At 70.5% G+C, this 22,936-nt stretch carries 20 protein-coding genes; 5 read left to right on the top strand and 15 right to left on the bottom strand.

What is annotated here, in order from left to right:
* Positions 1 to 59 precede the first annotated feature (59 nt).
* On the top strand, positions 60 to 251 hold the full coding sequence (locus tag BFF78_RS46590) for a hypothetical protein (protein ID WP_159033148.1): 192 nt from the start codon (positions 60 to 62) through the stop codon (positions 249 to 251).
* Positions 252 to 523: 272 nt separating this feature from the next.
* Here the strand turns inward: BFF78_RS46590 and BFF78_RS41290 are convergent, their stop codons facing one another.
* From BFF78_RS41290 to BFF78_RS41260, 7 genes are all read right to left on the bottom strand, one after another.
* Positions 524 to 2,536, bottom strand: coding sequence for a glycoside hydrolase (locus BFF78_RS41290; RefSeq protein WP_069783153.1), 2,013 nt, complete (start codon positions 2,534 to 2,536; stop codon positions 524 to 526).
* A 23-nt stretch (positions 2,537 to 2,559) separates the two neighbouring features.
* The gene (locus BFF78_RS41285) at positions 2,560 to 3,999 is read right to left on the bottom strand and encodes a sensor histidine kinase (protein WP_193433703.1); all 1,440 of its coding nucleotides are present in this window, start codon (positions 3,997 to 3,999) and stop codon (positions 2,560 to 2,562) included.
* Positions 3,999 to 4,709 carry a response regulator transcription factor gene (locus BFF78_RS41280; protein WP_069783152.1) on the bottom strand — a complete coding sequence of 237 codons (711 nt, stop codon included), beginning with the start codon at positions 4,707 to 4,709 and terminating at the stop codon, positions 3,999 to 4,001. Before BFF78_RS41280 ends, BFF78_RS41285 begins: the two co-directional genes overlap by 1 nt.
* 147 nt (positions 4,710 to 4,856) lie before the next feature.
* A complete protein-coding gene (locus BFF78_RS41275; RefSeq protein ID WP_069783151.1) occupies positions 4,857 to 5,954 on the bottom strand; it encodes a barstar family protein in 1,098 nt (365 codons plus the stop codon).
* Between the two features lie 158 nt (positions 5,955 to 6,112).
* The gene (locus BFF78_RS41270) at positions 6,113 to 8,239 is read right to left on the bottom strand and encodes a HelD family protein (RefSeq protein ID WP_069783150.1); all 2,127 of its coding nucleotides are present in this window, start codon (positions 8,237 to 8,239) and stop codon (positions 6,113 to 6,115) included.
* 651 nt (positions 8,240 to 8,890) lie between these two features.
* The gene (locus tag BFF78_RS41265) at positions 8,891 to 9,877 is read right to left on the bottom strand and encodes a L,D-transpeptidase (protein WP_227026077.1); all 987 of its coding nucleotides are present in this window, start codon (positions 9,875 to 9,877) and stop codon (positions 8,891 to 8,893) included.
* Between the two features lie 823 nt (positions 9,878 to 10,700).
* Positions 10,701 to 11,738 carry a PP2C family protein-serine/threonine phosphatase gene (locus BFF78_RS41260; protein ID WP_069783148.1) on the bottom strand — a complete coding sequence of 346 codons (1,038 nt, stop codon included), beginning with the start codon at positions 11,736 to 11,738 and terminating at the stop codon, positions 10,701 to 10,703.
* Positions 11,739 to 12,155: 417 nt separating this feature from the next.
* Between BFF78_RS41260 and BFF78_RS41255 the strand changes: the two genes are divergently transcribed.
* Positions 12,156 to 14,972, top strand: a complete 2,817-nt coding sequence (locus BFF78_RS41255) for a SpoIIE family protein phosphatase (RefSeq protein ID WP_069783147.1) — start codon at positions 12,156 to 12,158, stop codon at positions 14,970 to 14,972.
* Positions 14,973 to 15,042: 70 nt separating this feature from the next.
* Here BFF78_RS41255 and atpF read toward each other — a convergent pair whose 3' ends face one another.
* The 3 genes from atpF to BFF78_RS41240 form a co-directional block, all read right to left on the bottom strand.
* Positions 15,043 to 15,555 carry a F0F1 ATP synthase subunit B gene (atpF, locus tag BFF78_RS41250; protein WP_069783146.1) on the bottom strand — a complete coding sequence of 171 codons (513 nt, stop codon included), beginning with the start codon at positions 15,553 to 15,555 and terminating at the stop codon, positions 15,043 to 15,045.
* A gap of 83 nt (positions 15,556 to 15,638) precedes the next feature.
* Entirely contained in the window at positions 15,639 to 15,905 is a 267-nt protein-coding gene (locus BFF78_RS41245; RefSeq protein WP_069783145.1) for a hypothetical protein, read from the bottom strand.
* 127 nt (positions 15,906 to 16,032) lie between these two features.
* Entirely contained in the window at positions 16,033 to 16,752 is a 720-nt protein-coding gene (locus BFF78_RS41240; RefSeq protein ID WP_069783144.1) for a VC0807 family protein, read from the bottom strand.
* An 832-nt stretch (positions 16,753 to 17,584) separates the two neighbouring features.
* Here BFF78_RS41240 and BFF78_RS41235 point away from each other — a divergent pair.
* Entirely contained in the window at positions 17,585 to 17,905 is a 321-nt protein-coding gene (locus BFF78_RS41235) for a hypothetical protein (RefSeq protein WP_069783143.1), read from the top strand.
* A gap of 305 nt (positions 17,906 to 18,210) precedes the next feature.
* On the opposite strand, the gene BFF78_RS49475 is transcribed toward BFF78_RS41235, so the two are convergent.
* Positions 18,211 to 18,336 carry a hypothetical protein gene (locus BFF78_RS49475; protein ID WP_257786893.1) on the bottom strand — a complete coding sequence of 42 codons (126 nt, stop codon included), beginning with the start codon at positions 18,334 to 18,336 and terminating at the stop codon, positions 18,211 to 18,213.
* Positions 18,337 to 18,609: 273 nt separating this feature from the next.
* A complete protein-coding gene (locus BFF78_RS41225; protein WP_079161695.1) occupies positions 18,610 to 19,593 on the bottom strand; it encodes a hypothetical protein in 984 nt (327 codons plus the stop codon).
* Between the two features lie 259 nt (positions 19,594 to 19,852).
* Between BFF78_RS41225 and BFF78_RS41220 the strand changes: the two genes are divergently transcribed.
* Together BFF78_RS41220 and BFF78_RS41215 are read left to right on the top strand one after the other, a co-directional pair.
* The gene (locus BFF78_RS41220; protein ID WP_069783141.1) at positions 19,853 to 20,491 is read left to right on the top strand and encodes a papain-like cysteine protease family protein; all 639 of its coding nucleotides are present in this window, start codon (positions 19,853 to 19,855) and stop codon (positions 20,489 to 20,491) included.
* A 4-nt stretch (positions 20,492 to 20,495) separates the two neighbouring features.
* The gene (locus tag BFF78_RS41215; RefSeq protein ID WP_227026076.1) at positions 20,496 to 21,428 is read left to right on the top strand and encodes a hypothetical protein; all 933 of its coding nucleotides are present in this window, start codon (positions 20,496 to 20,498) and stop codon (positions 21,426 to 21,428) included.
* 109 nt (positions 21,429 to 21,537) lie between these two features.
* On the opposite strand, the gene BFF78_RS41210 is transcribed toward BFF78_RS41215, so the two are convergent.
* The 3 genes from BFF78_RS41210 to BFF78_RS41200 all read right to left on the bottom strand — a co-directional run bounded on the left by BFF78_RS41210 (position 21,538) and on the right by BFF78_RS41200 (position 22,841).
* The gene (locus BFF78_RS41210; protein WP_227026188.1) at positions 21,538 to 21,846 is read right to left on the bottom strand and encodes an acyl-CoA dehydrogenase family protein; all 309 of its coding nucleotides are present in this window, start codon (positions 21,844 to 21,846) and stop codon (positions 21,538 to 21,540) included.
* An 86-nt stretch (positions 21,847 to 21,932) separates the two neighbouring features.
* Positions 21,933 to 22,196, bottom strand: a complete 264-nt coding sequence (locus BFF78_RS41205; RefSeq protein WP_069783138.1) for a hypothetical protein — start codon at positions 22,194 to 22,196, stop codon at positions 21,933 to 21,935.
* A 180-nt stretch (positions 22,197 to 22,376) separates the two neighbouring features.
* Positions 22,377 to 22,841, bottom strand: a complete 465-nt coding sequence (locus tag BFF78_RS41200; protein ID WP_069783137.1) for a beta-ketoacyl synthase N-terminal-like domain-containing protein — start codon at positions 22,839 to 22,841, stop codon at positions 22,377 to 22,379.
* Positions 22,842 to 22,936: the final 95 nt, after the last annotated feature.

Raw genomic sequence — 22,936 nt, 5'->3', positions numbered from 1 at the left:
TAGTGGTGACATGATCCGCCGGGCAGAGCCCGCTCACCGACCCGAACGCGGGCGATGTCGTGACAGGCACGAGCAATGCTTCGGCAGCGACCAGCAACTGGGGCTGCCGCTCCGAGAGAACCGGCAGCTTCCCGGCCGTGCTCCCGTGCGCGCAGCTGTGGAAGTCGGACGGTTTCGATGGCTGGTCCTGCATCAACGGCCGATACGGCTATTACGGCGACGTGGAGCCGCCGGCCGCCTCGGTGTGGTGACCGACGACAGCTTGTAGCGGGAGAGACGAGGGGCCTCTGGCGTTCGCCCTGCCGGGGATCGAGCGGCCGGTGCGTGGCCAACACGGTGGCCTTGCCAGAGAAGGCGAAGTGGGGCCGAGCGCCAACTGCGCTCCCGCCACGCAGCCGAGCGAGAGGAACTGCGAGCCACCCATCGCCACCCACGCTCGAAGTCCCAGCCCAGCGGGAACAGCAGCACCCCCAGACCAACGGAGCCGTGACCGTCTACCTGGCCTGCGCGCCCGCCGCCGCGCCTACTGGTTTGAGTCCCGCGCCGGGCAGAGCCTGCGGGGCTGGTGGTCGCCGCGCAGCGTCGCGTCGACACAGCCTGCCGGCAGGGAACCGTAGGCCTTCGTACCGAAGTTGGCGGTGACGCGTAGCACGCCGTCGCCGAACGTCGACTGCTGGACCCTGTGGTCCGGGGTGAGCAGGCGGAAGCCGGTCATCGGCCGGGTGCCCGCGGCCTGGTGCAGTGGGGCGAAGTAGCGCTGCAGCGAGGCGAGGCGGCGGCCCTGGGCGTCCAGAGTGGGGCCGTCGAGGACGAGGTTGAGCGGCGTGTTGTACAGGATCGCGAGCAGTGCTCGATCGGTCTGCAGCGCGGGGAACTTGGTGTACGGCAGTTCCCAGCGGTCGGCGTTGACCAGCGAATCGTGCAGCGCGGTTTCGTAGAGCGGTATGCGGTAGCGGGGGTCGAACATGGCCTTGACCAGGTCCGGCGGGAGAGTGACCGGCTTGAAGAAGGTGCCGGGCGCGCCGGCCGGCGCGTAGCCGCCCCAGACGGACTTGTCGCGCTCCAGCGGCCACAGCCCGTCGGCGACCGGGGTCTGTGAGCCGTGGCTGAAGGCGATGACCGGACTCGCCCAGCTTCCGGCACTCTCCGAGCCGAGGACCAGCTTGTCGGGGCCGGACAGGGCGCCCATCCGGGCGATGCGGTTGGCCTGGTCCTGCTGCCGGTTCATGGGGTGCGAGGGCGCATGGTCGTCGAAGAGCTCACCCGCCGCGTCGACGTCGAGGAAGTAGCTGTCGGCGCCGTTGGCGGTCATCTGGCCCGTACGCCGCGCCAGGTGGTGCTCGGTCGGCTCGCTCTGCTGGAAGGCCTGCGAGCTGAGGTAGCAGCCGCGGTCGTGAAAGCCCGCCTTCACCGAGCCGTCGGCGTTCCGCACGCAGTAGTCCGGGTACACCGGGGACGGCCACGTCGAGGTCGGCGCGTCGGAGGTGGCCGGGTCCTGGCCGTTGGCGAAGGAGTCGTACGGGCCGGACAGATACCCCGCTCGCTTGGCTGCGGCGACCGCCGGAGCGTCCATCGGGTGCCCGTCGGCGTCGTAGCCGAGCCACATCCGGGTGAAGCCGAGTGCCTTCATCCGCTGGACTCCCTGGGCCGTGCGGGTGGTGCCCCAGGTGTAGGCGTGGAAGGCGCCGAGGAGCCGGGCGACCCTGGGGTTGGCGGCGATCTTGTGGTTGAGGGTGACGAGTTGGCCGTGGTCCGCCAGCCACCGGCGGTAGTCCAGTGCGGGGGCGACCGGGGACGGGTCGGTGAGGGCGAAGGTGACGGTGTAGTCCTCGGTGCCCTCGCGCGGGGAGAAGGTGTGCGCGCTGGTGCCCCGCAGCCGCCCGCCGACCGAGGTGAAGCCGAGCGAGGTGCCCGCGGGGTGGGGGACGAGGTAGCTGACGCCGTGGCTGCCGAGGGTGTAGCCCCAGAGCGGCATCGTGAGATCGGCCGTGAGGTCGTAGGTGTGGCCGGCCAGTCCGTTGGCGTTGGTGTTCCACCACGGATCGGCGGCGGGGACACCGAGCCCCTCGCCGCGCGGGATCTGCACGGCGGATGCGGCGGGGTCGGCGCCGGTGGCCGGCCAGGCCAGCGTGGTGCCTTCCCGGTCGCTGTGCACGGTGACCTTGAGCCGCCCCTGTTCCGCGGCGGCGGTGACCTTCAGGTGCCGGTCGGGCAGGGTCCAGTGGGCCGTACCACCGTCGACGGAGATCGGCCCCAGGCGGCCGAGCGCCCCCGCGGCGGGCGCGGAGAGCGCAAGGCGGCGGCCGTCGTCGGCTGCCACCTCCACCGCGAGGGAGTCCGCCCGGACCTCGGCCGTGCCTCCGGTGACGGGCACGTAGACCGTCGTGCCGTTGGCTCGGACGCCCGGGTGGCCGGCACCCGAGGCGGACCCCCAGGTCACCCCGTACAGTGTCGCGGCACCGGCGCCGAGCAGCGCGAGCGCGGCGATGCGCCGGTTGCGGGTGCGGACCGCACGATGAGAAGTCGTGGAGTTCATGGCCCACAGCGTTCCGGGTGGTTCTAAGAAGGCTCCTTATGAACGAGGCTCTTGTGCCGTGGCTCGGTGGCCGTCGGCAGCCGCAGCCGGAACAGTGCCCCGCCGCCGGGTGCCGCGTGTGCGGTGAGGTCGGCGCCGTGCGCGCGGGCGATCTGCAGGGCCATGGCCAGGCCCAGCCCCGAGCCGGGCAGGGCGCGGGCGGCGGGGGAACGGTAGAAGCGGTCGAAAACGTACGGCAGGTCCTGCGCCGCGATCCCGGCCCCGTGATCGCGTACGGACACCTCTACGCTGTCCGCCGCGTCCCGCACGGCCACTTCGACCGGGCCGCTGGGAGGGCTGAACTTGGCCGCGTTGTCGAGGAGGTTGCCGAGCAGCCGGGCCAGGCGGGCCGGGACGCCGTCCACGGTCGCCCGTGTCGCGCCATCGGCGATCTCCAGCGTGAAGCGGATGCCGGGCCAGTTGTCGCGCGCGGACCGTACGCACTGCTCGGCGAGTTCGGCGGGGCGGACCCGCTCGACCAACGGCTGCGGTTCCTCGTCACGGGCCAGTTCGACCAGGTCGCCGACGAGTCGCGTGACCTCGCGCAGCTGACGCCCGAGTGCGCCGGAGGCCCGTTCACGCTGGGCGGGGGTGAGCCGCTCGCAGGCGGCGAGGAGTTCGGCGTTCGTGCGCAGCGCGGTCAGCGGGGTGCGCAGCTCGTGGGAGGCGTCGGCGACCAGGCGACGCTGGGCGGCGACCGACTGCTCCAGTTCGCCGAGCATGGTGTTGAAGGTGGCCGCGAGACGGGTCACCTCGTCCTGCCGCCCGGGCGGTCCCGGCGGGAGCTCGATGCGGTGCCGGGCGTCCCGGGTGGCCGCGATCCGCTCGGCGGTGGCGGTCAGCCGGGCGACCGGCGACAGCCCGGTACGGGCGGCCGCGTAGCCCAGCACCCCTGCCAGCAGCACCCCTGCCCCGCCGACCGCGGCCATCAGCTGCCCGGCCTGCCGGACCGCGGCGCGTACGCCGTCGGCGCCCACGGCCACCTGCAGGGCCCGGTCTGTGCCGGCCGGGAGCGTGAGCATCCGGGCCGGGCGTCCGGCGTAGGTGATGTCGCTGTAGCCGCCGCGCTGTCGTCCGGATGCGACCAGGCGGGTCCCGGGGCGCACCGGCAGCAGGTACGGCGTCGGCGGGTCGGCGCCGGGTTCGGCTGCGACGACCTGGGCGCAGGCGGGCGCCGCAGGCCAAGCGCAGTCACCCTGGAGGACCTGCGGTGCCGGGTGGTGCTGTTGGCGCAGGATCTGGTGGGCCTGCTGGACGAGTTGGAGGTCGAGCTGCCGGGTGAGCTCGTAGCGGATCACCAGGAACGCCGCGGCACAAGCGCCGAGCAGGACCGCGGCCACCGTGGCCGAGGTGATCAGCGCCAGCCGCGTACGCAGGGGCCTGCGGCGCCTCCAGCGGCCGCGAGAGTGACCGGGCGGCCTCATCACGCGGTATCCATCGTGTAGCCCACACCGTGGACCGTGTGTACGAGGCGGGGCTCGCCGCCGGCCTCCAGCTTGCGGCGCAGGTATCCGATGTACACGGCCAGGGAGTTGGACTCGGTGCCGAAGTCGCCACCCCACACACGCTCGGTCATCAGCTCTTTGGACAGTACCCGGCCGGGGTTGCGCAACAGCAGTTCCAGCAGCGCGAACTCGGTACGGGTGAACTCCAGCGGGCGCCCACCCCGGCTGCCCGTCCGGGTCGCCGGGTCCACCCGCAAGTCCGCGAAGCACAGCGCGCCGGCCCCGCCGTCCGGCACGGCGCGGCGCAGCAACGCCCGTACGCGGGCGAGGAGTTCCTCCAGCGCGAAGGGTTTCACAAGGTAGTCGTCGGCGCCCGCATCGAGGCCGTCCACCCGTTCGCGCACCGAGTCCAGGGCGGTCAGCACCAGCACCGGTGTCCGGTCGCCGAGGCCGCGCAACCTGCGGCAGACAGCCAGCCCGTCCAGGACCGGCATCATCACGTCCAGTACGACGGCGTCGGGCTGCCAGGCCGACACCTCGCTCAGCGCGGCGAGCCCGTCGGCGGCTCCTCGTACCGTGTAGCCCGCCACGGTCAGGCCGTCCTCGACGGCGTCCCGTACGTCCGGGTCGTCATCCACCACCAGGACCCGCTGTGCCGCGTCCCCCGCGGCCCGGTCGATCTCGTGCATGCCCTCACCGTCTCAAACGGCGCGGACCACACGCCACACGGGCAAGCGGCGCGCGCCGATCAACCAGGGGGGCACCCGTTGCTGAGCCCCGACCTCGCAGAAGGACTGCCCCGTTACCGCCCCACGGGGTCCTGGCGCCAAGCCGTATCACGTGAAGGTGACGCGCATTCGGCCCTCGGCCAGGACTTCGAGCACCAGGGCGACCAGGTCGTACGGTTCGCCCTCCGATGTCAGGACGTGGGACAGGTGCTCGCGGGCGGTCGCGGCGTCCCGCCAGAGCAGGGTTGCGGGGGCGGTGTAGCCGAAGTCGCCGCGCAGGCAGTCCACGAGGGCGTCCACGCAGCCGCCGAAGTAGCCGCCCGGTCCGTTGACGGCCTCGCCGAGTGCCAAGAAGAGGCTGGGCTCGTCGGTGATGTGCCGGCCATCCAGCTCGTACACGTGTCCGACCGGTCGGCCCTGGTGCTTGGGCTTGCAGCGCCGCTCGCGCACGAGCTCGAGCCACGCCTCGCGCTGCCGGGTATCCAGGCCGACCCAGCCGCCGGGGGTCTCCGGCGGGCCGGCGAGCCAGCGGTCCCAGACGGGACGGGCATACCCGGGTACGGGTCTGTGGAGCTCTTCGTCGAGTTCCAGGTCGATCAGATCCGACCCGTGGGAGGAGGGGAGCCACGCACGTACCCTGGGCCGCAGCAGCCGGTCGGTGAGCGGATCGCCGTTGTCGTCCCGTATCTCCAGCCAGGCCTCGTCCAGGTCCAGCGTGCGCCGGGTGCCCGTCGCCAGTGCCCGCCGCAGCCGATCGCTTGGCGAGAGGCCCCGCAGGACGAGCGGGGGCGCAGCCTGCGCGTCGGGCAGGACGCGTGCGAACTCCCGGCACGAGCCCAGCCACCGGTGCTCGTCGTGCAGACGGACCGGTGCCCGGTGTCCCTCCGGCGGGCCCATGTAGTCGTCCAGGCCGGTGAGCACGAGACCATCCGTTCGCGGGTGCCGTCCGAGGCTTTCAGCGTCCTCCAGCAGCCATGGGTCGAGCGTGCTGTCTTCCGGTACCAGCCACACCCGGCATCCGACCCAGCCGCGCACCTGGGCGCCGTCCGGTACCCAGCCGAAGAGTACGTACGTCCCGCGCCTGGGTTCCCTGAAGAGTCCGTCCACCTCGGCACAGACCCCCCAGACGTGGCCGTGGTCCGACTCCGTCAGGGCGTACCGTCCCTGCCCGCGATGGCCCTTGCCTTCATACACGGTCGGAATCATGCCTGGCCCAGGAGAAGACCGCGAAGTCCTTTTCACGGTCAGTGCAGGTGACTCCGGCTGAGCGCTGTTGTGGGCCCGGGGGCACGACAGTTGGCCGCGCTGGGTCCGGCAGCCACGATGGTGGTTCTGAGTACGACTGAACGCCAGGTGGTTCTGGTTCAGCTTCTGTGGTCCGTGCGCGCTGAGTGACTGCTACCGGGCTCTGTAGGCGAGACGGTGATGGTGCACAGTCGCTTGGTGGCCCGGGTGAGGGCGACGTACAGGTCGCGCTCGCCCCCGGGGCGGGCGGCGGTGATCCCGTCCGGGTCGACCACGACGGCGGCGTCGAACTCCAAGCCGCGCGCCTGTGAGGCCGGCACCAGTCGGGCATGCTGCTCGATCCCCGCAGTCGCGAGCTGCTCCGTCCGGCCGTCGGCGCAGATCACACCGACCAACTCGCCCGGATACGCCGCACCCTGCTCTCGCAACTCCCGCACGAGGGCGGTGACGAGCGATTCAGGGTCCGCGGCAAGGGTTCGAGGCACCTCGCCGCGCCGGATCGATCGGATCGGTGGCCGGCCGGGGGCGATCCGGGCGAGCAAGTCCCCTGTGGCGGCGAGGATCTCCTGCGTGGTCCGGTAGCCGACGGTCAGGGTGCGCAGGTCGAAGCGCCGTCCGAGGTGCGGGCCGAGTGCCTCCTTCCAGTCCCGGGCCACCGTCGCCGGGCCTGCCTGGGCGAAATCTCCGACCAGTGTCATCGACCTGCCCGGGCAACGGCGCACGATCATCCGCCACTGCATGGCGGTGAGCTCTTGTGCCTCGTCGACGACGACGTGCCCGAAGACCTGCTCAGGCGGGCCGTCGACCAGGCTCGCCGCCTCGTCGAGAAGCGGCACATCGGCGTCCGTCCAGGGCGCACCGGGCGTTCGCCGCAGCAGGGCCCGCTGCTCGTCGGTGAACTGCCGCAGGTACGCGGCCGGCGCGTCGCCGTCCGTCAGCAGGGTGCGGACCACATCGTCGGGCGTGAGCCGCGGCCACAGGTCCTCGACGGCCTGATCGAGCAAGGCATCGTCCAGGAGGTCGGCGCGCACGGCGTCGGCGTCGAACTCGTCGGCGCCTGTGGCGGGCGCGTCGTCAAGACCGAGGCGGCGCAGATCCGCTGCCGCGGCCCGGTCCAGGTCGAGGCCGGTCAGTTGCGCGACCTCAGCGTCGATACGTTCAAGCACCTCGGCACCACTGCGGGCGAGCTCACGGACGACGGCGTCGACCAACAGCTCCTTGAACAGCCGACGCGCCCGGTTGTGCGCGAGACCACTGGTCTGTGCCGCTTCCCGCGCTTGTGCGACATCCTTGTCCTGCAGACGAATCCACTCCTGCCCGACCCGGATGTCGAAGTCGCCGCCCGTGGCCTGCCGTGAGCGGACCACAGCGGCCAGCGCGTCGGCCAGTGCGGCACCCCCTTTCAAGCGCGCCACCTCGAAGGCGTCCGCGGCGCCCGGTACGACGCCGGCCAGTTCCTCGCACGTCGCCAAGACGACGTCGTTCTCCCCGAGCGAGGGCAGGACCTGGCTGATGTAGTCGAGGAACCGCGCGTTCGGCCCCAGTACGAGCACGCCGCGTTCGGCTGCCTTCGGGAACGCGTACAGCACATACGCGGCGCGGTGCAGCGCCACCACCGTCTTTCCGGTGCCCGGGCCGCCCTGCACCACCGTTACCCCGCGGTGCGGCGACCGGACGATCTCGTCCTGCTCGGCCTGGAGCGTGGCGACCGCAGCACCCATCCGACCCGTGCGCCGAGCCTGGAGCGCCGCGGTCAACGGACCGTCGCCGACCACGTCCTGTCCGGTGGGCGCGGAGCCGTCAAGCAGCTCATCGCTCACGCCGACCACCGTGCGGCCCGCCAGGCGCAGATGGCGGCGCCGCCGCAGCCCCATGGGATGAACCGGCGTCGCCTCGTAGAAAGGCCGCGCGGCCTCGGCCCGCCAATCCACCAGCAGTGGCAGCTCGTCCAAGTCCCTTTGCAGCCCCAGCCGCCCGATCCGCAGGACGGTCCCGTCCGCCAGGTCGATCCGGCCGAAGACCAACCCGTCCTCGGCCCCCTGCAGCCGACGGACCTCCCCCGCCAGCCGCCCGGCCGCCACCTCCCTCTCGTACGCCTCGCCCGCGCCGTCGGACGGCGAGGCGAGCACGAGCGCCAGCTGCTCCCGCGCCCCGGCCAGCCGCTCGTGGAGCAGCTCGCCTATGGCAGAAACCTGAACTCGCTCAAGTTCCACCTCGCGCGCGGCACCATCGTTGATCTGAGACAAGAAAAGGTCCCCTCGGCTCAACGCACCAGTATTTCGAGGCGTCACTATGCAGACGGATTCCGGAAAAGTAAATATTGACCAAACCGCTTGGAATGTGTCCTCCGGTGCATTCACCGGCCGGACCGAAGCCGGCCACGGCTTCGGTCTCGTACGCCTCGCGGGAGGTGGCGATCTCCTGGTTCGCGGCCGCGGTCGGTCTCGCCCTGGCAGACCGGGCCGGTCCTCACATCGAAAAACTCGCCGTCCGATTCATCTACTCCCAGACCGGCAGGCAGTAAGTGGCCTCATCCTTCGGCGAAATCGGGCTTTGGGGCGCGGGGCCGAGTTGTGGCAAGGCAGTAGGATTCGGTGAACAGCCAGCCGGTTTCGAACGGTTCGGCCGGAAACGGCTTCAGCAACTCGCGTTCAGTTCGGCCAGCGAACTCAGTCGGGCACCGGGACCCGGTGCCTGCACTCGACCGGCTCCCCGCTCAGCAGGAGCGCCACGTCCCAGAAGTCGGCCTCCGTCTGGACCCCGGGCCAGTGCGACGCTCGGCGACATAAAGCGCGGATCATCCCGTACGACACCCCGATCGGCCCGAAGGGCGAGTACGACGGTGGCCGCGCCGGTCGGCATCATCGAATGCCGACCGGCGCGGCCACCGCGGCGTATCACAGCGTCGCGGTCGTCCCCTCCCCGGACGCGCTGCCTGTGAGCCACTCGTCCCATCCCAGGTTGAAGTCGGCGTAGCCGTTGTCGGCATCGGCCTTGGCACGGGGCGAGCCGGTGATGGTGACGGGGTCGCCCTGCTTGACCTGGCCGTAGAACCACTTGGCGTCCGGCATGGACAGGTGGACGCAGCCGTGCGAGCCGCGGGCGCTGCCGCTGCCGGGATTGGGGTCGCCGGTCGAGTAGTGCACGTATGTGCCGGACTGGGTGAGGTGGATGTCCCAGGGCAACGTCAGGTCGTAGTAGTTGGGGCTGCCCTTGTCGCAGCTGATGCCGACGCTGCAGGAGGTCATGTGGACCTTCTCCTGCTTGTCGATGACGGCCATCGTGCCGTTCCACGTCGGGTACTGGGCGCTGCCCGCGTTGATGGACAGGGTGCGCACCAGCTTGCCGTTCCGGGTCACCTTCATGGTGTGGCCGGTCACCGAGACATCCGCGCGCACGTCGTCGCCGATCGTGAAGGTGTGCGTGTAGTTGCGCACGCCGTAGCGTCCGTCGCCGTTGCTGACGCCGTTCAGGTCGGCGTCGATCCTCACCTTCGTGCCAGAGGGCCAGTACGACTTCGGCCTCCAGTCGGCGCGCTTGTCACCCATCCAGTGCCAGGCGCCGACCACCGGCTGCGAGGCGCTCACCTTCATGTGCTTCTCCACCGCGGCCCGTGCCTTTGCCGCCACCGGGTTGGTGAAGATCACCGAGATGGGCATGGCCACGCCGACCGTGGCGCCCGGCTGCGGAGTGATCGTGTCCAGCAGCATCGGCGGGCCCGCGGGCTTCGTCGGTGACGGAGAGGCGCTCGCACTCGGCTTGCCCGACGCCTTCGCGTCGTTCCCGCTCGCCTTGTCACTGCCGCCCCCGCCACAGGCACTCACGCCCACCAGCATCGCACCCGTGACGAGTGCGATCCCTATGCCGCCCTTGCGCCGTCCCACGACCTGCCCCGCTCTCTCGCTCTTCGGCCCTGACGGGCCCGACTCCCTGTCAGACAGCGAGGGTCTGGCCACAGTTGCATGCGTCGCGTAAAAGGTGTCCCAAAACACGGTGCACTTCGCCCGGACGGGGACCATGAGGGGCGAACCATCGTCGCCTCCCACCTTCAGAGCACGTCAGGGTGCAAGGGCTCAGGCCGGCACCGCTGTGAGCCGGTGGTCGGTGGTACGGGGCGGTACGCAGGGTGGATATATGCAGGGCGGCACCTCGAACACAGGTCTTCTGCCTGGCTGGCTTCGCTCGTTTGCCGCGGGCCGCGGCGGCCGGCCCGGCTTTGCCCGCCCGCGGACGGCCCGCCTCGGCAGAACAGACCCCACGATGGTGGTACGGCACTGACCCCTACGATCCAGCCGATGCTCGCCGAGGCACGGCGGCAGCTGGCGCGCGCTGGAGAACACCGAACGGTTGCGGCCCGAGGCGGAGAGCGGATGTCCGTCGGCGCGGTGGGCGTGGACTCGGCTGTTGACGGCCCGGGCTCCCATGGTGATGCGTTTGCGCGATGAGCCGTCCGGCCTCGTCCCAGGCCGACGTCGTACCGATCGCGTCCCCGAAGGCGCGGGCCGGCCCGCGTCCGGCGGCATCGTGGGTGAAGTGGACCCGCCGGGCACCCCTGATCAGCCACGAGGCAGGCTCGTCGGAATCGTAGGCGCAGGGCATGACACGGCCGGTGGGCGTGGTCCGGGCGGAGGCGCGAGGTGGAAGGGGCCTGGTGCCCGTCGCCGCGCCGGGCTCGCGGCGCCGTCAGCGCGACGGCCTCTCACCGGGTCAGTCGCCGCAAGTCCGGGGGTGCCTACAGCGGACGGCGACGGCCGCGATGTCGTCGTCGAGCCTTCCGCCGCTGTAGTGGAGCAGGTCCCGGTGAAGCCGGTCCAGCAGCTCACGGGGCGCCGCCGGGCCGAGCTGCTGCATCCACTCCGGAAGCGGGAAGAACGTGCCGGTGTGGTCCCGGGTCTCCGTTACGCCGTCGGTGTAGAGAAGCATCTGGTCGCCCGAGGCGAAGGCGACGGTGTCGACGTGGTAGTCGTCTCCGAGGAGCGTCGCGAGATTGAGGGGCGGCGAGGGGACGGTGGGCTCCAGGACGCGGATCTGTCCGCTCTGCATCAGCAGGGGCGGGGGGTGCCCGCAGTTGAGGACTTTCACATGCCCACCCACGTACGGGATCTCGGCGATCAGCGCGGTGGCGAAGTGCTCAGTCTGATCCGGATCGACGATCGCGACGCTGTAGCGGCACATACTGGTCTCCAGCCGATGGATGATGCCCCTCAGATCCGGCTGGTCGTACGCGTTCTCCCTGAAGCAGTTGATCACCGCCGAGGCCGCCCCCACCGCCGACAGCCCCTTACCGCGCACGTCACCGATGAGCAGCCGGACCCCGTACGGCGTGTCGGCCACCTCGTAGAAGTCGCCTCCGATCCGGGCCTGCTCCTGAGCCGCCAGATACAGCGACTCGATCTCGACGTCCTGGACCCGGCGCGGCAGCGGGCGCAGCAGCACCTGTTGCGCTGCGTCGGCGACGAGGCGGATCTGGAAGAGGGTCTCCTCTCGCTGCAGCCGGAGATGGCTCGTATACGCGGCCGCCAAGGTGACCGCAACGATCGCAGCCGCCGTATAGGGCGTTCCCAGATCGGAGTAGACGAGGCTGAGCCCGATCATGACCAGTAGGCAGAACGCCCCCAGCAGGATCGTCGGGAGCACCGGCCACATCGCGGCGGCGAGGGCGGGTGCGGCGGGCAGGAGTCGGCTGAAGGCGATCTCCCTGGGGGTGGCGAAGGCCAGACCGGTGATCAGGACGGTAAGAATCACGGGGGACAGCAGTACTGTCTCGCGTCGGCCACCGTAGGGAGGGCGGTGACGCTGAGGGCGTCTTACCGTGGTCACAAAACGCATCTTATCGGGGCATAGCAGGCTTCGTTTCTTGAGAGCGCATGTGCCCATGCGCGCCGAGCAGCCGCTGGACCAGGTGGAGCATTCCCGGAACGCGCCCCACGGCTGTGAGCGGGCCTTCCACGACCCGGGGGCCTGATGAGAGCGCCTGCCTCCCTGTCGTGCCGGACCACGCGAACAGACTTCGCCGGGCGGCCGCCTCCCCCCGTGGGCAAGCGGCTGGTCATCGAGGTGGAGGGAGAGCTGTCGGCCGTGCTCCGGCGCGGCGGACGGGGCAGCCGCGCGACGCGGGCGTGATCAGCGTCGGCTTCCGCACAGTGATGCTATCAAGGGTGTATGGAGGTATTTTCCGGGCACTCTCGGAGTCCGGAACATCATCCGCCCGTCGGACGCTCGCGCGAACCTCGTGCTTCCCTGCTGGACCTGCACAGCGCGGCCGGTCAGGTGTTCCTTCTCCAGGTCGTCATCGTGGTCCTGCTGGTCGTGGCCGCGGTGGTGGGCATGGTGCTCCAGGCGGCGAGTGAGGCTCTGCAGCATGGGCGACGGGAGTCGGTCGTCGCGGCCCAGTCGTTCGCGAATGCCCCTGGGGTGGCCGCGGCGCTGCAGAGCCGGGACCCGACGGCGGTTCTCCAGCCGCGGGCCGAGGCGGCGCGCCGGCGCGCGGGAGTGGATTTCATCGTCGTCATGAACACGCAGGGCATTCGTTACACGTACCCCTATCCGCAGGAGATCGGGAAGAAGTTCGTCGGCACCATCGCACCGGCGCTGCAGGGCCGTACCGTCGTCGAGCAGGCCGGCGGGCCGCCGTTGCCCGCGGGCAAGGGGACGGACGTGCAGGCGGTGGTCCCGGTGACCGACTCGCACGGCAAGGTGGTCGGCCTGGTCTCCGCCGGCATCACGGTCAGGAACGTGACGGGAATGTGGACGCCGCAGCTGCAGATCATCCTGACCAGTGGCGTGGCCGCGCTGGCGCTGGCCACGACCGGAACGATGCTGGTGTCCCGGCGGCTGCGGCGACAGACGCACGGCCTGGCCCCGGTGGAGCTGGCGCAGTTGTACGAGCACCACGACGCGGTCCTGCACGCGGTGCGGGAAGGCGTGCTGATCACCAGTGCCGACGGCCGACTGCTGCTCGCGAACGACGAGGCGGCGCGGCTGCTCGGACTCCCCGCGGACGTGCAGGGGCGCCCGGTGCGGGAGCTGGGACTGTCGGAGCCGGTCATGCACCTGCTGTCGTCGCCGGAGGCGGTCACCGATGAGGTGCACCTCGCAGGTGACCGACTGCTCTCGGTGAACAAGCGGCCGACCTACCCGCAGTCGAACCGGGGAGGCAGCGTGGTCACCCTCCGGGACACCACGGAGCTGGCGGCGGTCTCGGGGCGGGCCGAGGTCGCGCGCGAGAGGTTGAAACTGCTGTACGAAGCCGGAGGGCGGATCGGGACCACGCTGGATGTGGAGCGTACGGCCCAGGAACTGGCCGACGTCGCGGCGCCGCAGTTCGCCGACCTCGTGACGGTGGATCTGCTCGACGCGGTGCTGCGGGGGTGGGAGCCGACGGCGGAGGGCTGGCGGCATCTGCGCCGGGCGGCGATCGGCGGCGAACAGCGGATGATACCGGTTTATCCACTGGGCGAAGTGATCACGTTCTCGGCCGACACCCCGCAGATGCGGACGCTGCAGGAGGGGCGCGGCATGCTGGAGGCGGACCTGCGGCAGGCACAGGGCTGGCGGGAACAGGATCCGGAGCGCGCCCGCAAGTCCCTGGAGTGCGGGCTGCAGTCGCTGGTGACCGTGCCGCTGCGGGCGCGGAACGTAGCGCTGGGCGTGGCGAACTTCTACAGGACGGTGGATTCCCCGGTGTTCGAGCCGGAGGATCTCGCCTTCGCGGAGGAACTGGCCGTACGGGCGGCGGTGGCCATCGACAACGCTCGGAGGTTCACCCGGGAACACGCGATGGCGGTGACGCTGCAGCGCAGCCTGCTGCCGCGGAGGCAGCCGGAGCAGGACGCGCTGGAGGTGGCCTGGCGCTATCTGCCCGCGGAGGCGGGGGTGGGCGGGGACTGGTTCGACGTCATCCCGCTTCCGGGCGGGCGCGTGGCCCTGGTCATGGGTGACGTCGTCGGTCACGGGCTGCACGCGGCGGCGACGATGGGTCGGCTGCGCACCGCCGTGCACAACTTCTCCACCCTGGACCTGCCCGTGGACGAGGTGCTCGGGAATCTGGACGACCTCGTCGTCCGCATGGACAACGAGGAGAACACGGGCGATGCCTCCGACGGCCACGAGGGCGAGGGGGTGACCGGAGCGACCTGTCTGTACGCGGTCTACGACCCGGTGGCGGGCGTCTGCACGATGGCCCGTGCCGGACACCCGGAACCGGTGGTGGTACGCCCGGACGGGACGGTCATCTGCCCTGGTGTGCCGGCTTCGGCGCCGCTGGGTCTGGGCGGCTATCCCTTCGAGACCGTCGAGGTGTCCCTGCCGGAGGGTTCACAACTGGTTCTGTACACCGATGGCCTGCTGGAGAACCGCACCCACGACATCGACGTCGGGATGGGGAGGCTGCGCCAGGCGTTGGGCGGCTCCGGAGGCCGCACGCCGGAGGAGACGTGTCAGGCGGTGATCGACGCGCTGAAGCCGTCACACTCCTCCGACGACATCGCTCTGCTGACGGCGCGTACCCGGATGATCCCGCCCTCGCACGTGGCCGAGTGGGACGTGCCGCCGGACCCGGCGCTGGTTCCCTCGGTGCGGGCGCGCTGCAGGGAGACGTTGCTGGCGTGGGGGCTGGAGGAGATCGTATTTGCCACGGAACTGATCGTCAGCGAGTTGGTCACGAACGCGATCCGGTACGGTTCGCCACCGGTCTGCGTGCGGCTGCTGCGCGGACGCTGTCTGATCTGCGAGGTGTCGGACGGCAGCGGCACCTCGCCGCGCCTGCGGCGCGCGGCGACCACGGACGAAGGCGGACGGGGGCTGTTCCTGGTGGCGCAGTTCGCCCAGCGATGGGGAACGCGGTACACCACTCGCGGCAAGGTCATCTGGGCGGAACAGGTCCTTCACGACGACACTTCCGCCGCCTCGGGCCTCACACCGGTCGACTTCCTTCTCGACCAGTTCGACCTCGACCAGTTCGAGGATCCCGGCTTGTGAGCCGAAGTGAACCCCGAGCGCCGCGCGTCACCTTCTGCTGCACGGTGCATGTGCCGACGTGGGACGGCATCTACTGCAAACCTGCCGCGCTTCGGGCGTCAAGATCCGAGAAGAAGCGGTCCACGAGGTCGCTCTCGCGGGCGACACTGTCAATCGGCTCGCCAACTACCCGGCCGGCCAGCTCCGTGGCCAGCGACACGACGACACCGCGAAGCTCCGCTTCCGCAATCACCCGGTCGGCCGCGAGCCGTGCCTGAGCTTCCGCGATCATCGATTCGCGTTCCCGCAGGCCCTCGGCGCGGATCTCAGTGATCAGTTCCGTGCCCTGCTCCAACGCCTCCTGACGCAGGCGAGCCGCCTCGTGCCGGGCCTCAGCCAACTCCTCGCGGTACTTGGCGAGGACTTCACCGGCCTCACTCATCGTCCGCTGAGCCCGTTCCCTCTGACCATCAATGGCATCCCGCCGTTCGGCAAGGACGTTGTTGATCCGAGGCAGAAGGCTCTTGACGAAAGTACCGAAGATCACAGCGAAGGCCAGCACGCACACGAGTGCCGGGGCGAACCGCGGTATGAGAATGCCCATGCCAAGATTTTAGAGAGTGACGGGAGAGTCGCGGAGCGATCCAGGTAAGAATCTGCTCCCAAATGGCCTGGTGAGCACTGCCCCTAAGCGGGCAAGTAGGGGCCTGTGGCAGGGAGTTCGCCGGCCCGCTCGGTTGCCGGCGTGCCGATCGCCGCGGCCAGATCCAGCGACTCACGCCCGTCCGGCGCCACGGCCGGCCCGCTCAGCACCCGACGACGTGGCCCATACCGGTTGGTGCCCTCGACGCGCATGGAATAGGCGATCCCCTGGTTGTCGAAGAACTCGATCTGCACATTGGTGGAGCCGGACCAGTTGGCGCCGCCGGTGCCGATGACCTGCCGGTCTGCCACACGAGGCCGGCAGGCCACGGGACGCGGTGTCAGTGGAGAGCGCAACTCCCCTTCGTGACCGGCAAGTTCATGGCGTCGCCGTATTACTCCACCGCGGCCATCTTCCGATGATCTTTGAAGTTGGACCTCAGCCCTGGGCCGCAGCCGCGGCGGTACGCTCCTCACCCCTGCGCCGGGACCGCTTTCCGTACATGGCCGTCCACAGGATGAGGCTGCCGAGCACGCCGTAGATCAGGATCGGGCTCAGGGTCACCATGGTGTCGGTGCTCAGCACGGAGGTCAGCGCGATGCGGACCACCGCCTCCAGGCAGTAGGCCACTCCCCAGACCACCGTCATCGTCCGCATGGTGGTGCGGAATCCTTCGAACTGCCACAGGCCATTCCACCAGGCGGTGCTGGCGGCGGTGCCGTCGGTGGCGAACTTGCGGCCGAAATAGAACATCAGCGGTCGCGGGGCCGGCAGCGTCGCCAGGCACAGCAGCCCGAACAGCCCGGTGATGGCCGAGTCCTTCACCAGCAGGGCCTGGGCCGAGTGGGGGCCGATGAGCGACACCACAGCCGTGATCACCAGGAACACCAAGGTCACCAAGGCGAACTCGTCGAGGCGGCGCCTCCACGCGAGGTGCACGGCGCTGTCGAGCACCGGCCAGGCGCCGCTCGCCAGCAGCGCAGCGAACTCGCTCCACCCGTGATCGCGCAGGGCGTTGTACGTGAAGATCGGGGCCGCCACGTTCAGCGCGATGGTGAGGACCCAGCCGGCGACGGCATTGCCGCGGGACCGGGCAGGCGGTAGCGGGCGTTCATCGGCTTGCGCCGCCTGTACGTCCGGCGCGCTTGGCGTGCTCATGGCATCCTGGGCAGGCATGGTTCCCCCTGGAATTCCTGATGATGAAAACGGTTGGGAAGTGTAAAGCAGGTGTGTGGCAGGGAGGCAGGCCACAGGCCACTCGTCAGATCACCACGCCCCCCGCAGGGCGTGATCATTCACGACCAAGATCCGTTTTGGCAAGGGACGCGTGGATCGGTCCTACGTGGTGAAGCAGATGTTGATCCGGACAGGGGCCGGGGACCGCTGAGTTGAGCTGTGCCGACGGTCTGTGACAGTTCGTCAGGCTGCCGACCCCGGCACCTCGGACATGACCGCAGGGCAGCGGAACAGCGGACATGTGTGTCACCATCGGTCGGTCCCCCTGTGCCGTACGAACCCGTGACCAGGGCAGTTGTTCGGCGTGGCGGGCTGGCCTGGCCGCAGACACAAGCGGGCACGGGCTTCCACCCCAAGGGCCCACAGACCCGAGCCCGGGCGGCGGCTTGAGCGCCGGGCACGCCAAGCACCGACACTCCGGCGTCCGCACCGCACGACGGCCAACCTCCGGGGGGGGCGTCACGGTCCGGCGGCTCAACCCCTCACCGTGACGAAACCGGTGAGCCGCCTGTCGAATACATCTCACTCATGTCTCCCCGTAGGCGCCCCTCCCCGCCTCCCAGCGGTGCGTCAACCCGCCTCCCATTCCCGCAGGTAGTGAGCTGGGACGTCCCGCGCTCGCATCATTCGCCGGTCGCCTGTGGCCGAGCATCGGGCCGGCCCACCAGTCTGGTCGGGCAAGGCCGGGCGGTCGGACCGCGTTCGCGGTGATCTCGTGCCTGGCCGGCTCCCCGACGACGGAAGGACTTCTCACATGCGTACGAAGACTGCGGCACTGGCCCTGGCCGGGGGCGCTCTCATAGCGCTTGCGATTCCCGTGAGCAGCGCTCAGGCAGCCCCCACCGCGGCCCTCTCCGGCTCGTGCCAGGGTTGGCATGACAACAACACCTACGGCGCGGGCGCCTGCACGGGCTTCGCCTCAGGCGACCTGATGCAAGCCTCCGCAGAGTGCAACAACGGCTCGTGGGCGTACGGCAAGACGGTCTCGGCCACGAACGGCAGCTGGTCGTACGCCTACTGCGCCGGCAAGGGGGGGTACAAGCTGGGCACTGGTGGCTACATCGTCTTCTCCTGACGTGTAGACGGCGAGGTCAGCACGGGTTCAGGACCTCGCCACCAGACGCGGCCGGGGTCGTGGAATCCGATCCTGGCCGGTCCTTCGCAGACAGAGCGGCCGCGGTCGGCTCGTACGGCGGCAGTCACTCCGGCAGGCCCCCGCGCGCGGCTCCCACGGAATGACCTAGCCAGAAGGCTTTTGAACATGTTCAAATAAGGAGGTGCGGAGACGCAGAGAGAACTGCCGTCGCTCATGCGGCAGATGTCACGAGGGGGCACGGTGGGTACAGGCGCGTTTGTCATCGGATTCGACTTCCTGGTCGTCTACACAGTCCTGATGACGCTGTTCTGCGTCTTCGTCGGGTCGAGAACGTCCTGGAGGATGGGCTCGCTCATATCAGTGCCCTTGATCTTCATGCCCTTCGGCTTGTTGGCCTTTGGCATGGCCATCCACTGACCGCTCCCGGCGGCGCAAGAGCGGGGCGGCACGCGTCCCGAGCCGGACGCGTGGATCTCGGAACCGACCGAGCGCCTCGTGGAGTGACAAACCCTCGGCAGCCGCCCTGGTGGCATTGACGGAAGTGTTCCGGGTGCGGGGTCTGGGGAAGTCGGTGCGGTTCGCCCGGCCAGGGGGGAGCTTCCGGGCCCGCGGCGGGCGCGCATCCGCTGCACCATCCCGGACAGGGCCGACCAGACGCGGAACCGCCTGCACGCTCGATCGCCCTAGTCCCACTCCCATGTGATGCCGAGGACGCCCGGGCGTATCTGCTGCTCCACGAGGTGGACCGAGCCGTAGGCGTTCAGTGTCAGATCGGCGACGGCCTCGCGAGGGGCGGTCGCCGAGGCACGGGCGAAGCGTCGGCAGTGGACGGGCAGGGCGGCACGGTCGAAGCCGACCTGGAGGACATACTGGCCGCCGCCGTAGGTGAAGCCGCGAACGTACTCATGGCTGGGCCCGCCGGTCCCGTCCTCGAAGCGGTACCCCAGGACTGCCGTCTCCCCCACTCTCAACCGCCCGTCGAAGAGCAGCTCGACGACGATCACCCCCGACGCGCCGTGGCGCCGGATCCGCCCGACCCGGCAGTTGCCAAGACCGCGTACTCGTATCCGTTCCGTGTCGCAGCCCGGGTCGCCGTGGTGGATGGCGAGATAGCGGTCGACGCCATCGCGGTGGGCTCGTACGACGTGTTGCGAGTCGCGGGCGGCGAGCTCTCGATGGGCACCGATGTGAACGTGCTCGTAATGGATCACGGTGTGCAGCCCGCCGTCCGCCGGTGCCGCCAGACTCGCCAGCAGCGATTCGAGCGCGGCGGCGGGTTCGAGCAAGGTGCGATACGGGCGGGCCGGGGGATGGTCGCTGGTGGTACGTGGGCCTATCAGGCGGGTGAGGGCGTGCGGGGGAAGCTCCAGGACCTCCTCGAGCGCGGTGACGGCACGCAGCGACTCGGGCCGCTCGGGGCGCCGCACACCGCGCTGCCAGTAGCTGAGGCTGGTCACACCGACGCGTATACCGCGCTGGGCGAGCCGGTGCTGCACGCGATGCAGAGCCAGCCCACGTGCGGCGAGCGCGGCCCGGAGCGCGACCGAGAACGGGCCGGTGCGCAGGGCTTCGGCGAGTTCGGGCTCGGGGGTGGGGCGGCGGGACGAGCCGAGGGCTGGGTGACCGGGGGGCGGGGTGGCACGGCGATCGGGCCTTTGTGCTGCCATTGGGCCCCTCCCCTTCCCCTCCCCCCACCCCCATCTGATTGTTTACCTGTGAACGTTCACTTCCCCGTCCTGGAACCGGGCGTTACTTGCGCTGCCAACTGCTGGTACCTGCTGTGGCGTTCACAACCGTACGGGTGGAGTTCACTTCGCCGCCAGCCCTGTGGATAACTTCATTGACCAGGGCCCGACAAGAGATCGATGCTGCTGTCGCAGCGTCCGGACGCGCTCCTCCACCCCCACCCTGACTGGGAGGAACGCCATGTCCACTACCACCCGGGGCCGTAGACGGCTGGCGGCATCGGTCCTCGCGGCCGTCGCCGTCCTGACGCCCGCCCTCGTGCCGACAGCCACCGCTCACGCCGCTCCGCAGTCCGCACCGCACGCCGCCCCTCGGGCCGCCGCTCACCCCGCCGTTGCCGCCGCCAAGCGCCTCGACATCACCATGCAGGCGCAGCAGAACAGCAACTGGTGCTGGGCGGCGAGCGGCGACACCATCGCGTCGTGGTTCGGGCGCCACTACACCCAGAACCAGTTCTGCGACGCCGCTTTCAACCGGCCCCAGGGCAGCACCTGCGGCAACTGGCAGGCGGCGTTGGACGACGTGCAGAACGCCCTCGACTGGATGGGCATCAACCCCGGTTCGTACGTGAGCGGTTATCTGCGCTACGGCACCGTGCAGAACGAGATCAACGCCGGCCGCCCCATCGAGACGCGCATCGAGTGGAGCTCCGGGGGCGGGCACATGCATGTGCTCTACGGCTACGACACCTCCGACAACCAGGTCTACTGGGGCGACCCGTGGCCCTCCAACTACCGCTACAACTGGGGGGATTACGACTACTACGTGAGCAACGACTCGTTCACGTGGACCCACTCGCTCTACGGGATCGGAGCGTGACCCCATGACCCCACCGATCAGCACGTCACCGATCCAGGCCACAACGGCCGAGGCGTCGTCGAGCGGCACGTCACCAACCCCGACGTCACCGGAGCGCCGCTCACCGAGCCGGCGCGCGCCAGCGGGCCGCACGCCCGTCCGCAGGAGCGCGGCGGTCGTGGTGCTCGCCGCCCTCGCGGCCCTCGGCGGACTCGGTCCCGCCACCGCGCACGCGGCGGCCGGCGGCGGCTTCCCGGCGCCCTTCACCGCCGCTGACACCGCTCGGGCGCGCGAGGCGGCGTCAACCCCGGCCACCTTCCTCACCCTCTCACGCTTCTTCGCCCGTGATGGCGCGATCGCGCAGAGCGCGGCCCGGCCGCACCTGGTCGGGCCGTCGGTGACCGTCTACTTCCTCGACCCGGGGTTCGTCGCCGGACACCCGGGCGCCCCTGTCGCCGACCCGCAGTTCGTCGCCAGCAAGGCGGTCTCCGCGGACGGGCAGGTCGCCTCGGTGTGGACCGTACGGTCGGCGAAGGGGTGGAGGGTCGTCGACATCGCGTCCGGCGGTGACGAGACCGACTTCGTCAGCAAGGCGCACGGCCTCGGAACCGTCTTCCGGGAACCGCAGATCGACGCCTGGTACGTGGTGCGCGACGGCCGGGTGCTGCCGCTCGACCCCGACGCGCGGCGCGCCGTGGGGAACGGCGGCGTGAGCCTGGCCGCCTATCAGCGCCTGGTGCACGCGAAGTACGCCGACAAGCTCCCGGGGTCCGCCTACGACCGGGCGGGCGAGGGCGGCGGTTACGGCGGTACGGCCGCGCCCTCGCGCGCGTCAGCCGCACCCGGGGCGACCGCCGGGGTACCCGTCGCCGCGGGCGCCGCCGCCTCGGCCGTCGCCGCCTTGCTCGGCGTTTGCTTCGCTGTCCGCCGCCGGCGGCGCTCGCGCTGCGTCGGCTGAGCCGCTTCCGTGGCACCGCGCCCCCGTGCCCCAGGCCGAACTGTCTGGTGCACGGGGGTTGTCCGCTGGGCCCTCGCGGGGAATGTCGCTCCTCACCGATGGGGTGTGATCAGAGGTGGGGTGAGGTGGAGTCGCGGCCGAGCCGCAGGTTGCCGACGTCGTCGAGGATCTTCTCCGAGGACGCGACGTGGCGGCTCGCGGTGATGAGGTCGCGCAGGCACCGGTCGAGCGGGGTGCGTTCGGTGTCGACCGCGGCCGATCCCACGGCGTCGTAGCGGAGTTGGACGGCCTCCCGGCAGGCCCGGTGCGCGCACCGGCGGGCCAGCGCGGCCGTGCCGCGTTCGGGCGTCCGGCCCGCCGCCTGTGCGGTCCAGGCGTTCTCCAGCGTGGAGTACACGTAGGCGTCCGCCGCGCCGATCAGCTACTCGACGTGCGCGAGGTCGGCCGGGGCGCCCGGCCAGGGCGGTGCGGAACGCCTGGCGGCGAGGATCTCCTTGGCGGTGTTCAGGGCGGACCTGCCGATGCCCAGTGGCACGCCCGCCATCTTGAGGGCGAGGTTGTCGGCCGCAGGTGGAGCGGCTCCTGCCGGGTGCCGCGGGGCACGAGCCCGAAGGTGTGGCGCTCCGGGACGAACTGGTCGGCGACCTCGAAGTCGTGGGAGCCGGTGCCGCGCAGCCCGGTGGTGCTCCAGGTGTCGAGCACCCGCGCGTGCGCGGCGTCGAAGACGGCGATCCTCGGGGCGCCTTCGGGGGTCTGGAACCCGGCCATCACCCGGTCGGCGTGGGTGATCCCGCTGGCGTGGGTCCCAGCGGCCCGACAGGAGGTAGCCGTCGTCCTGCTGTACCGCCCGCCCGGCCGGTGGCAGCACCGTCGCGGTGATCAGGTCGGGGTCCGGGAACCGTTCGGTGAACACCTCCGCGGGCAGCGAGGTCACGACCAGCGCGGCGTTCAGCGCGAGGCCGCGCACCAGGCGACCGAGGCGTCCCCCTGGGCCAGCAGGTCGATGGCCCGCGCGGTCTCCGGGACACCGGTCACCGCGTCGGGACCCAGGGCGTGCAGGAGTGTCGCGTAGTCGTCGGCGATCGCTCCCAGGAACACGCCCGTCCGGCTGCCCTCCAGGTCGCCGGGCAGGGTCCTGGCGTTCTCGAGGGCCTCCCAGGCCAGTTCGAGGGCGAGCCGCTCCTGCGGGTCCATCGCCACGGCCTCACGGTGCGAGATGCCGAAGAACCCGGGATCGAACCCGTCCACCCGATCGAGGAACCCGCCGCGCGCTGGACCCCGGCCGCCGCGCCGGCCGGTGATCGCGTCACCGCCGCCGCGCAGCAGCCGCCAGAACGCGTCCGGCCCGTCCGCCCTCGGAAACCGGCAGCCGATCCCGACGACCGCGACCGCGTGTGCAGGGAGATCACGCACGTCATGAGCAGCAATGTCCATCGTCGATGCACCCCGTCGCGAACCCAAAGGATCAGATGGCGAATGAATATAAGGGAGCTTATAGTTATCGTCAA

The sequence above is a fragment of the Streptomyces fodineus genome (assembly GCF_001735805.1).
In the GTDB taxonomy this organism is placed as follows: Bacteria; Actinomycetota; Actinomycetes; order Streptomycetales; family Streptomycetaceae; genus Streptomyces; species Streptomyces fodineus.
Note: the sequence above shows the minus strand (reverse complement) of the source record. Positions and strands in the feature narration are given on the sequence as shown.

Bases quoted from the DNA above. Each gene is read 5' to 3' on its own strand.
- BFF78_RS41290 (WP_069783153.1), bottom strand. From the start codon at position 2,536: ATGAACTCCACGACTTCTCATCGTGCGGTCCGCACCCGCAACCGGCGC.
- BFF78_RS41235 (WP_069783143.1), top strand. From the start codon at position 17,585: ATGCGTACGAAGACTGCGGCACTGGCCCTGGCCGGGGGCGCTCTCATA.
- BFF78_RS41205 (WP_069783138.1), bottom strand. From the start codon at position 22,196: ATGGCCGGGTTCCAGACCCCCGAAGGCGCCCCGAGGATCGCCGTCTTC.
- BFF78_RS41240 (WP_069783144.1), bottom strand. From the start codon at position 16,752: ATGAGCACGCCAAGCGCGCCGGACGTACAGGCGGCGCAAGCCGATGAA.
- atpF (WP_069783146.1), bottom strand. From the start codon at position 15,555: ATGGGCATTCTCATACCGCGGTTCGCCCCGGCACTCGTGTGCGTGCTG.
- BFF78_RS41285 (WP_193433703.1), bottom strand. From the start codon at position 3,999: ATGAGGCCGCCCGGTCACTCTCGCGGCCGCTGGAGGCGCCGCAGGCCC.
- BFF78_RS41255 (WP_069783147.1), top strand. From the start codon at position 12,156: ATGGAGGTATTTTCCGGGCACTCTCGGAGTCCGGAACATCATCCGCCC.
- BFF78_RS41280 (WP_069783152.1), bottom strand. From the start codon at position 4,709: ATGCACGAGATCGACCGGGCCGCGGGGGACGCGGCACAGCGGGTCCTG.
- BFF78_RS49475 (WP_257786893.1), bottom strand. From the start codon at position 18,336: ATGGCCATGCCAAAGGCCAACAAGCCGAAGGGCATGAAGATCAAGGGC.
- BFF78_RS41275 (WP_069783151.1), bottom strand. From the start codon at position 5,954: ATGATTCCGACCGTGTATGAAGGCAAGGGCCATCGCGGGCAGGGACGG.
- BFF78_RS41225 (WP_079161695.1), bottom strand. From the start codon at position 19,593: ATGGCAGCACAAAGGCCCGATCGCCGTGCCACCCCGCCCCCCGGTCAC.
- BFF78_RS41215 (WP_227026076.1), top strand. From the start codon at position 20,496: ATGACCCCACCGATCAGCACGTCACCGATCCAGGCCACAACGGCCGAG.
- BFF78_RS41220 (WP_069783141.1), top strand. From the start codon at position 19,853: ATGTCCACTACCACCCGGGGCCGTAGACGGCTGGCGGCATCGGTCCTC.